This window comes from Halomonas sp. MES3-P3E, assembly GCF_002836035.1.
GTDB classification, from domain to species: domain Bacteria; phylum Pseudomonadota; class Gammaproteobacteria; order Pseudomonadales; family Halomonadaceae; genus Vreelandella; species Vreelandella arctica.
Map to the genome: position 1 here is coordinate 1 of NZ_PJBT01000085.1, position 1,797 is coordinate 1,797.

Genomic DNA, 1,797 nt, shown 5'->3' on the forward strand with positions numbered 1-1,797 from the left:
AGAAAGTGGTTAAAAGCAAAGCGTTAGAGAATCCAAAAAGCCACCCAATCGGGTGGCTTTTCTCGTTTACGTAACATCATGCGTAACAAAACGGCACGGCATGAATATTGCCGTGCTTACCCTTCCGATTACCCCGCCTTATTTAAGTCACACGATCAATCGCCCGAGTTGGGCACATGCGGCACGCTCAAATCGTAGGTGTCCATCATGCTTGCCGAGCGGTGTCCGCTTGCCTGTTGCTTGTCGTGACGATTCCCTTTCGTGTCCGTAATTCCCCGCCGCTTAAGGTCGTGAAGGCTGAAGCGTTCTTCCTGTGTAATGATCCCCTGCTCAAGCGCTCGCGTAACAAATCGCTGCCATGCCGAGTCAAAGCTGCTCTTGCGTAAGGCGTCGCCGTTCCGTGAAACAATGAGCGGGCGCCGGTCTTCCATCATAGGAATGGCGCGGCCTCGTTTCTGCCATATGTCAGCCCGCCGCTTTTGAGCAGTATCAATCGCCTCCCGCAACCGCGGTGACCAAGTGACGATATTGTCACGGCTCCCCTTTCTGCGATTCGTTAGCAGGCCATGCTCGGTAATGTTGGCATCCGTCAGTGTCACCACCTCGATTCCGCGCAGGCGGCACAGGTACGCGATCTCCATGGTGATCCATAGATACGTAGGGCATGAGCCTATTTGACCCCGACGCGGGTAGTCGTTGCCCCGCTCCCGAGAGTGGGCGATTAGCTTTGCCATGATGGGGCCGGTGGGTAAGCGTTGCTGCTTACGCTCTTTTGCATGCTCAACGCCTGTCGCTGGGTTGGTTTCACAGTAACCGCGGTTAATGCCCCAGCGAAAAACCCTGCCTAGGTAGCGCACGATATGATTGGCTTTAGAGGGCGTGCCTTCAGCGGCTATCTGGTCGACCAAACGCTGCACCAGGGCAGGGCTGAACTGTTTTGTGGAGAGATCGCCCAGGGGCTTGCCGAGCTTAGTCGGTATTTTCAGCAATGCTTCTCGGCAATATTCATAGTCTTCGCGCGTTTTAGCAGCCAGGGCGAGGCATTGGGCGGACTCATGAAAGCGTTCACACAGGTATTTAAGTGAATGCTTGTCGATGCCGTCCTGCTCTTCGGTAATGCGATGTAGCTCCGAGAGCGTCGCTTTTGCATCGGCGATATTTTTACGCCGCTGGCGCCCGGCTGCGTCGCGGGCGAGCACGTACCAGCGCCCATAACCCCGTTGGTCAAAATATACACCGCCAGGTAACCGGCTCTGATCAATGTGAGCGGGTATGTGCGGGTTATGCTTCCGGGGCCTGGAGCGTGTTTTCATAGTATGTCGGTCGCTTCAATTGAGTCGTTGCTACTAGCGGTCGTTAATCCGCCCGCTTTGTTGATGAGATCAATGGTTGTCCATGGGCCAAGGCGACCCTGGAAGACCTGAACCCCTTGGTCACGCAGGCAGCGCGCAACATCGCCCGGGCGCTGGTAGCCAGTAATCTGCTTGAGATCTTCGCACGATAGAACGGCATTAGTACCCATGGTGCTACTCCTCTTTAGTCGCCGGTATGCCGTTGGCCGCCGGGGCCGTGGCCTTTACCTCTGCGCCATTCCTGCTCGCTGCGTGCCGTGCTTTCGTCTATCGCGTGCTGGCGCTGTTGATCGATGAGCGCTTGCACCGCTGGGTTCTGAGCGATGCGACGAAGGTTGCGCAGTTCATGCTCTTGGCGCGTGATGATTTTGGTGGCCACCGTGGCGAGCTCCCAACCATCCAGCGGCGCTTCGCCGTCTTCCCGCACCTTGCCCAGTCCGTAGCA

At 56.6% G+C, this 1,797-nt stretch carries 2 protein-coding genes and 1 pseudogene; all 3 read right to left on the reverse strand.

What is annotated here, in order from left to right; genetic code table 11:
* Positions 1-155: 155 nt before the first annotated feature.
* Positions 156-1,313 (reverse strand): site-specific integrase, encoded by a 1,158-nt coding sequence (locus tag CXF87_RS22065; RefSeq protein ID WP_101146762.1) that lies wholly within the window; start codon positions 1,311-1,313, stop codon positions 156-158.
* Positions 1,310-1,522 carry a DUF4224 domain-containing protein gene (locus CXF87_RS11895; protein ID WP_101146763.1) on the reverse strand — a complete coding sequence of 71 codons (213 nt, stop codon included), beginning with the start codon at positions 1,520-1,522 and terminating at the stop codon, positions 1,310-1,312. The genes CXF87_RS22065 and CXF87_RS11895 overlap by 4 nt, the downstream gene beginning before the upstream one ends.
* 14 nt (positions 1,523-1,536) lie before the next feature.
* Positions 1,537-1,797, reverse strand: a pseudogene (locus CXF87_RS11900) (hypothetical protein); the annotation flags it as partial.

What these genes read in the sequence shown, in the direction of transcription:
- CXF87_RS11895 (WP_101146763.1), bottom strand. Translation starts at nt 1,522, where the DNA reads ATGGGTACTAATGCCGTTCTATCGTGCGAAGATCTCAAGCAGATTACT.
- CXF87_RS22065 (WP_101146762.1), bottom strand. Translation starts at nt 1,313, where the DNA reads ATGAAAACACGCTCCAGGCCCCGGAAGCATAACCCGCACATACCCGCT.